The organism is Vibrio sp. Isolate22, assembly GCF_022398115.1.
In the GTDB taxonomy this organism is placed as follows: Bacteria; Pseudomonadota; Gammaproteobacteria; order Enterobacterales; family Vibrionaceae; genus Vibrio.
Window position 1 is genome coordinate 1 of the sequence record NZ_JAKEUW010000103.1, and the last position, 7,265, is coordinate 7,265.

At 44.0% G+C, this 7,265-nt stretch carries 6 protein-coding genes, 5 tRNA genes and 1 rRNA gene; 3 read left to right on the top strand and 9 right to left on the bottom strand.

Features of this window, described 5'->3' with window-relative positions; genetic code table 11:
* The 5 genes from L1D55_RS26355 to L1D55_RS26375 form a co-directional block, all read right to left on the bottom strand.
* On the bottom strand, nt 1-263 hold a 263-nt coding region (locus L1D55_RS26355; RefSeq protein ID WP_239919430.1), incomplete at its 3' end, for a GTP-binding protein.
* Between the two features lie 95 nt (nt 264-358).
* Nucleotides 359-434 (bottom strand) — tRNA-Thr (locus tag L1D55_RS26360).
* A 13-nt stretch (nt 435-447) separates the two neighbouring features.
* Nucleotides 448-522, bottom strand: a tRNA-Gly gene (locus tag L1D55_RS26365).
* Nucleotides 523-561: 39 nt separating this feature from the next.
* Nucleotides 562-646, bottom strand: a tRNA-Tyr gene (locus tag L1D55_RS26370).
* A gap of 45 nt (nt 647-691) precedes the next feature.
* Nucleotides 692-767, bottom strand: a tRNA-Thr gene (locus tag L1D55_RS26375).
* A 210-nt stretch (nt 768-977) separates the two neighbouring features.
* Here L1D55_RS26375 and coaA point away from each other — a divergent pair.
* A complete protein-coding gene (coaA, locus tag L1D55_RS26380) occupies nt 978-1,901 on the top strand; it encodes a type I pantothenate kinase (RefSeq protein WP_239919431.1) in 924 nt (307 codons plus the stop codon).
* Between the two features lie 7 nt (nt 1,902-1,908).
* On the opposite strand, the gene birA is transcribed toward coaA, so the two are convergent.
* Together birA and murB are read right to left on the bottom strand one after the other, a co-directional pair.
* Nucleotides 1,909-2,874 carry a bifunctional biotin--[acetyl-CoA-carboxylase] ligase/biotin operon repressor BirA gene (birA, locus tag L1D55_RS26385; protein ID WP_239919432.1) on the bottom strand — a complete coding sequence of 322 codons (966 nt, stop codon included), beginning with the start codon at nt 2,872-2,874 and terminating at the stop codon, nt 1,909-1,911.
* Complete coding sequence (gene murB / locus L1D55_RS26390; RefSeq protein ID WP_239919434.1) at nt 2,871-3,917, bottom strand: UDP-N-acetylmuramate dehydrogenase; 1,047 nt, start codon at nt 3,915-3,917, stop codon at nt 2,871-2,873. Before murB ends, birA begins: the two co-directional genes overlap by 4 nt.
* A 66-nt stretch (nt 3,918-3,983) precedes the next feature.
* Here murB and L1D55_RS26395 point away from each other — a divergent pair, with 66 nt between their 5' ends.
* Together L1D55_RS26395 and pssA are read left to right on the top strand one after the other, a co-directional pair.
* Nucleotides 3,984-4,415 carry a GNAT family N-acetyltransferase gene (locus L1D55_RS26395; protein WP_239919435.1) on the top strand — a complete coding sequence of 144 codons (432 nt, stop codon included), beginning with the start codon at nt 3,984-3,986 and terminating at the stop codon, nt 4,413-4,415.
* Between the two features lie 91 nt (nt 4,416-4,506).
* Nucleotides 4,507-5,847 (top strand): CDP-diacylglycerol--serine O-phosphatidyltransferase, encoded by a 1,341-nt coding sequence (gene pssA, locus L1D55_RS26400; protein ID WP_239919437.1) that lies wholly within the window; start codon nt 4,507-4,509, stop codon nt 5,845-5,847.
* Between the two features lie 1,188 nt (nt 5,848-7,035).
* On the opposite strand, the gene L1D55_RS26405 is transcribed toward pssA, so the two are convergent.
* Nucleotides 7,036-7,112: transfer RNA gene (locus L1D55_RS26405), tRNA-Asp, on the bottom strand.
* Between the two features lie 45 nt (nt 7,113-7,157).
* Nucleotides 7,158-7,265 (bottom strand): 5S ribosomal RNA (rrf, locus tag L1D55_RS26410); the annotation flags it as partial.

Here is a 7,265-nt window from a genome sequence, read left to right on the forward strand (position 1 = left end):
CTGGGCAGTCTACCTGGGCAGTCTACGTGTGCGTAGTGACGTGATGGAGTGTCGTACTCAACGTGAGAAGTAGCGATTGTGATACCGCGCTCACGCTCTTCTGGAGCGTTATCGATAGATGCGAAATCTTTAGCAACACCACCGTACACTTTTGCAAGTGTAGTACAGATAGCAGCAGTTAGAGTTGTTTTACCGTGGTCAACGTGGCCGATAGTACCAACGTTTACGTGCGGTTTCGTACGTTCAAATTTTTCTTTAGACATGGGGTGTCCCTCTAGGTACGGATTAGGTGGCTTAAAATAAGACCACGCAACCAAAAAAAATGGTTTTCTTTATTAAAGGAGAAGAAGCTTTAGACTGGTGCTAATACCCAGAGTCGAACTGGGGACCTCACCCTTACCAAGGGTGCGCTCTACCGACTGAGCTATATCAGCACACAAAATGAGTTGGAGCGTGCAGCGGGAATCGAACCCGCATCATCAGCTTGGAAGGCTGAGGTAATAGCCATTATACGATGCACGCAACACGTAACTCTGTTTGAGCTATTTAACCTTTAGAATATGGTGGAGAGGGACGGATTCGAACCATCGAAGGCAGTGCCAACAGATTTACAGTCTGCTCCCTTTGGCCACTCGGGAACCTCTCCAAATTTTTGAGCTTTCTCTCGCTTGCCTCAAAGGAAGGGAGAAAGTGGTGCCGACTACCGGAATCGAACTGGTGACCTACTGATTACAAGTCAGTTGCTCTACCTACTGAGCTAAGTCGGCACAAGTGGGGCGCATTTTATTGAATGATTTTCCACCTTGCAATAGCAAATTGAAAAAAAGTGCAAAATTCTCTGCCCAAACTCCGACATACGACTATTTAGCTCAAGGTTTCCGTCTTTAACCCGCATCTAGTACAGGAAGATATTTTATTTATCTATCGCTTGATGTATTTTCCATGCACTTGTTTTGTTATCCACTATAGAGTTTTGTATGAGCCCATTCATGTCATTTGACCGTACACATTGGTCTGAACTAAGGAATTTAGTTCCGATGACACTTTCTGAAAGCGACTTAAAAGAGCTTCAAGGCATCAATGAAAAGCTCACCATGGAAGAAGCTGTAGAGATCTACCTGCCGCTTTCTCGTCTATTGAACCTCTATGTGGCAGCCAGACAAAACCGCAATTCAGTACTTCATCAATTCCTTGATAAAAAAGAGAAAGCACCACCATTCATTATTGGTATTGCTGGTAGTGTTGCAGTGGGAAAAAGCACAACTGCGCGTCTACTTAAGGCCCTGCTCTCTCGTTGGGAAAACCACCCGAAAGTCGAGCTAGTCACCACCGACGGTTTCTTATATCCAAATGAAGTATTGGAAGAGAAAGGCTTGATGAGTAAGAAAGGCTTCCCTGAGTCTTACGATATTAAGCGTCTAGTTAATTTTGTCTCAGACGTTAAAGCGTGCAAAAGAAACGTCACAGCGCCAGTTTACTCGCATCTAACCTACAACATTACTAATGATGTTAAGTGTGTTGACCTACCTGACGTGTTGATCATTGAAGGCCTAAACGTATTGCAGAGTGGAATGAATTACCCACACGAGCCACACCGTGTGTTTATTTCTGACTTCCTGGACTTTTCACTCTATGTGGATGCAGACAGCCAGCAAATCAAAGAGTGGTATATCAACCGCTTTATGAAGTTTAGAGAAGGGGCATTTACCAAGCCGGGCTCTTACTTTAGTCATTACACTAAATTATCGAACCAGGCGGCATTGGATAAAGCAGAAGGGATCTGGAGTTCAATCAATGGGTTGAACCTAGAGAAGAACATCCTTCCAACCAGAGAGCGAGCGCACCTAATCCTACGAAAAGGTGCAGATCACATGGTTGAAGAAGTATTACTAAGAAAATAGGAAGGTCTTAACTACCCTTCCTAAGTGAGATTTCACCGCCGATATAACTTTCGATACCATTCTCAGTTTTGAGTAATACAGCACCCTGCTCATCAATACCTTGTACGACCCCTTCAATTTCTCTAGGTCCAATAATCAGCTTCACATTGCGACCTAAGAAATTATCCAAGCGATTCCAACGCTCAACAAAGTTCGACATCCCTTTCATTTCATAATCAACCAGTGCTTTGTCCCAAGCGTTAATCAGAGTTTGTGCAAGCTGATTACGATCAGGCACCTGACCATCACACACTTCTTTAAGCGAGGTCCATGGTTGACCAATACCAGAAGTTGAAGGGGCCATTGAAAGATTGAGCCCTAAGCCAATGACAATATGAGCAGCACCGCCAGATTGTCCTGACAGCTCAACTAAGATACCCGCAAGTTTCTTATCATTATGGTAAAGATCATTAGGCCATTTGAGTTTCACGCCTTCAACGCCCATCTCTTCCAGAGCCTCGACAACCGCAACGCCAACAACAAGGCTTAGGCCCATCGCAGCTGCCATCCCTGCGTCGAGTCTCCAGTACATCGAAAGGTATAGGTTGGCTCCAAATGGTGACACCCACTCCCTGCCACGACGACCTCGACCAGAGGCTTGGTATTCAGCAACACAAACAGAGCCAGATTCTAGCTCATTGGTGCGATCCAATAAGTGTTGGTTGGTCGAACCTATAATAGGGATAAGCTCGAGAGACGCGTTACTATTGGCGGCAGATAGTTGCGCATGGTCCAGCATGTCCAACCGGTTCGCTAGCTTATAGCCTTTACCCTGTACACGGTAGATATCCAAACCCCACTCTTGAATACCTTTGATGTGCTTGCTGATAGCGGCTCGAGATACCCCAATCACCTCACCAAGGTCTTCGCCAGAATGAAACTCACCATCAGCAAGGCATTTTAACAGGGCTAGCTTGGTGCTGTGCTCTCTCATACTAACGCCTCCAAAGCCTTATCGAGATTTGTCTCGCCGTCTCTTCCCATAAAGCGAACCTCATGTTCAAGGCGAATATCGAACCTGTCTAATACGGCTTGACGAACTCGGTCTGCTAGCTTAAGTACATCCACTGCCGTCGCCTCATCATAGTTGATGATCACAAGTGCTTGATTAGGATGAACTTGAGCCCCTCCTTGATTAACACCTTTAAACTGACATTGATCGATCAGCCAACCAGCAGCGACTTTGATCATATCGTTACTCTCGTAACCTACAATCGTCGGATATTCTGCCTGCAAGCGATCAAAGTGATCTTTGCTGATCACCGGATTTTTGAAGAAGCTGCCAGCATTACCTTGAACAGCAGGGTCTGGTAGTTTGCTCAAGCGAATTGCGCATACTTCATCAAATATCGTTTGAGGAGAAAGTGTCTCTTCAGACAGACTTTTCAAGGGGCCATAGTAATTACATGGCTGCCATGCTTTCGGTAAAGTTAAGCCAATCGCTACCACAATAGCTTTGCCGTAAAGGGCGTGTTTAAAAATAGAATCTCGGTAACCAAAGAGACACTCCTCTTTGCTTAATCGCTTAACTGTATAAGTATCCAGACAAAGAATATCAACGTATTCACACACGTCCTGTAACTCGACACCATAAGCACCGATATTTTGAATTGGAGCAGAACCGGAACAACCTGGAATCATTGCTAAGTTTTCTAAACCACCAAGACCTTGCTCAACAGCCCACTTAACTAAGCTTGGCCAATCCTCACCACCATTAACATGGAGTAAGTGATGGCTATCCGACTCCGTTAAAGTAATACCAGACAACTGATTAATAATGACAAGGCCTGCAAAATGCTCAGTAAAAAGCATGTTGCTGCCCTTTCCTAGCATCAACTTAGGCGTAGATTGCCATTTAAGATCCTGATAAACCGAGATCAACTCTTCAATTGTGGTCACTTCGACCAAAGCATCACAGGTTTGATCAATAGAAAAGGTATGAACGTTTTTTAAACTAGCATTGAGATGGAATTGCATGGCGATATTCAATTAACTTACACTGCGTTCATTCTACAGCAGATAAACCAGTGGCGCAGTGACTGAATGAACAATGTCATCATTACTCAATTAGACCCAGTAAAGGTTCCCCTTGTTAAACGCTTCTATAAAGAGCATTACCCAACAGGGAAAGCCAATAAAAGTGAGCTAATTTATTCACTCTTACTTGATGACGAACTTTGTGGTGTCGTCCGTTTCCGTACTATAGAAGACTCGCGCTTACTGACAGGTATGGCGATCTCGAAGCAACATCGCGGTAAACAGTTAGGTTCGCAGCTAATGGAGTATTGTGCAAAACATACACTCACAGAGAACGATTACTGCTTTGCCTATGCTCACCTCACGAGCTTTTACGGTCGAAACCGATTTGTCCAGATCGATCCGAAACAGCTACCGAACGCCTTACGGGTTTTATATGAGCGTTATTCAAATAGCGGGAAAGATCTCATTCCTATGCAATATCAGCAAAATTGTTAGAGAATGCCTCGATTTTCTAGTATTTGGGGCTGTGCCTTTGGTAAAATTAAAGGTTCGCAATTTTGCATATTTTTAAGGTAAAACAGTCAATATGATTGCCAGTAGGAATCCATTCATACAGTTGCCAACCATAGCGCAGAATCCTGACAAGTTTGAAGTACTACTATCAGCGCAAGAGTTTCGAACTCGCCTTCTTGACGAGATATCTCGTGCAACGACCCGCATTAGCTTAGTCGCTTTATATCTTGAAGATGATGAGGCTGGCCGTGAGATCCTAACTGCCTTATATGAAGCAAAACAAAAGAATCCAGATCTAGACGTGAGCGTTTGTGTTGATTGGCACAGAGCTCAACGCGGATTGATTGGTGCAGAGTCTTCTGAAGGCAATGCAGCCATGTACAAAGAGTTTGCTGAAAGGTATCAGCACCCAGTCCCTGTCTACGGCATTCCAGTTCGTGGTAAAGAAGTCTTTGGTGTATTGCACTTAAAGGGCTTTATCGTTGATGACAGCGTGATCTACAGTGGTGCAAGCCTTAACAACATCTACCTGAACTATCACGACCGTTATCGCTTTGACCGCTACCATGTTTTAAACAACGCAGCACTGGCAGACTCAATGTTTGCCTACGTTCATGAGCAAATGATCTCTGACAGCGCTGTGTACGACTTAGCAGATAAGAATAAGCCAGCAACTAAAGAGCTAAAACCAGCGATCCGCCAGTTTCGTGCATCTCTAGCCAGATCTCAGTACCAATTTGATGGTCAGGAAGTTTCACCAGAGCAAGTTGCTGTAACACCACTAGTAGGCATCGGCAAACGACGTAATCGTCTTAACCAAGGCATCAATCAGCTGGTCGCTCAGGCTAAAGACGAGATCTTCATTTGTACTCCTTACTTTAACTTCCCTCCTAGCCTAGCTAAAGAAGTTAAGAAGGCGCTTAAGCGTGGTGTAAAGGTCAGCATTGTTGTTGGTGACAAAACGGCGAATGATTTCTTCATCTCTCCAGAGGAAGAGTTTAAAACGATTGGTGGTCTACCATACCTTTATGAGCTGAACTTACGTCGCTTTGCTAAAGCCAATGAAGCTCATATTGCAAGCCGCAATCTATCGATTCAGCTTTGGCGACATGACTCTAACAGCTTCCACCTAAAAGGCATTTGGGTCGATAAGCGCTACATGCTGCTCACTGGTAATAACCTAAACCCAAGAGCTTGGAAATTAGACCTAGAGAACGGCATCTTTATCCAAGATAACTATCACCACCTAACTGACAAGTTCCAAGCCGAAGTCGATAACATTCTTCAACATACTCAGCTTATTTGTACTTATAAGCAGTTAGACAAAGTAGATAGCTACCCAGAAGAAGTTCAAAAGCTGATTCGCAAGATTACGCGAGTAAAAGCTGACAGAGTACTTAAACAAATACTCTAGTGAACGTACACAAGATATGATTTACCAACGCCTAGCAAACGCTAGGCGTTTTTGTATTAATAGGTACTAGATTATCCACTGAGGTCACTAAGCTGTGATAAATGGAGCTTCAACAGGCTCTCTATCTTCTGTCTGGGGGAAAATAACAGTTGGGGACAGAAGAGCTATAGCCGTATTCGGTAAGACAGGGCCTATCGAACGCATACCCTTATCATAAATCGCTTCGCAGTAAGTGCTCTCAAACATAGTGAGCAACTACTAACTTAGTCAGTACTCACACATGCAATAAAGGTATTCAGCTCCATTGAATACCAGCGAAAAGAGTAGGTTACACATCAGCTTTGGTGGGAAAGCATTAAGGTGTCGTGTTATTTGACCATCAGGCAAAAACTAACGTTGTACTACCGCATACACCAAGTAACAAGCCGCCAATAAGCTTGGAACTAGAACCTTCAAGACCAAACATAGTAAGTTGAAAGCTATGTATTTCTAACGCAAGTAAGCTCATAAGATTCTCGGTTTGGTGTGGGCGTACTAACCCAGAATAATGCTTAATAATAACGAACCTAGTCTAGGGCCAATCAAAGCCAAGTCGTAGGTTAGGCTTCACAATAAGAAACAAAGCGGCTCTATCGACCACATTAACGAACAAATCCTAGCTTTAAACAAGAGAGCGATTTGGATAAATAACGATGCTCCTATAGTTCAGGGGTAGCTTGAACCAAATAGGGTGAGACTTGTTAATCAAAGAATAAAAGACCATTAACGAGAAACAACGAAGACCTAGTAGTAAGTCTAGGCCTTCTGATAATGACGAAAGGCGGACACACCTAGTTTGTTCGTTCGATAATGGGCAGACCTTTAAGAGACTTTCTCTACCAAAAGGCGAATACAGAGATTCAAATGTAAAAAGAGCCCAAGCAGTCATGTCTGGGCTGAATATAAATGTCTGAGTTGGTATTCCATCTGACTCGCACACAAGCGGGGCTAATTGCCAGAAGACAAAATTATCGTCCCCTAGAAACGACGAAAGCCTAGTCGTAAGACTAGGCTTTCTAAAAGGTGTGATGTAGTTGGGTTGTCATTCTACCTATTCACCAATCAATTACTGAATATAGCCTGATACCACATACATTTTTGATAGATGTAAAAAAGCCCTGCTATTTCTAGCAGGGCTTTTCTAATAAGTGGCGGAGTGGACGGGACTCGAACCCGCGACCCCCGGCGTGACAGGCCGGTATTCTAACCAACTGAACTACCACTCCGCAGTGGACTACTTGTCGTCGCTGACAAGTCGTTCATAATTTAAAGCCTGGCGATGTCCTACTCTCACATGGGGAAGCCCCACACTACCATCGGCGCTATTGTGTTTCACTTCTGAGTTCGGCATGGAATCAGGTGGGTCCACAATGCTATGG

What these genes read in the sequence shown, in the direction of transcription:
- coaA (WP_239919431.1), top strand. Translation starts at nt 978, where the DNA reads ATGAGCCCATTCATGTCATTTGACCGTACACATTGGTCTGAACTAAGG.
- murB (WP_239919434.1), bottom strand. Translation starts at nt 3,917, where the DNA reads ATGCAATTCCATCTCAATGCTAGTTTAAAAAACGTTCATACCTTTTCT.
- birA (WP_239919432.1), bottom strand. Translation starts at nt 2,874, where the DNA reads ATGAGAGAGCACAGCACCAAGCTAGCCCTGTTAAAATGCCTTGCTGAT.
- L1D55_RS26395 (WP_239919435.1), top strand. Translation starts at nt 3,984, where the DNA reads ATGAACAATGTCATCATTACTCAATTAGACCCAGTAAAGGTTCCCCTT.
- pssA (WP_239919437.1), top strand. Translation starts at nt 4,507, where the DNA reads ATGATTGCCAGTAGGAATCCATTCATACAGTTGCCAACCATAGCGCAG.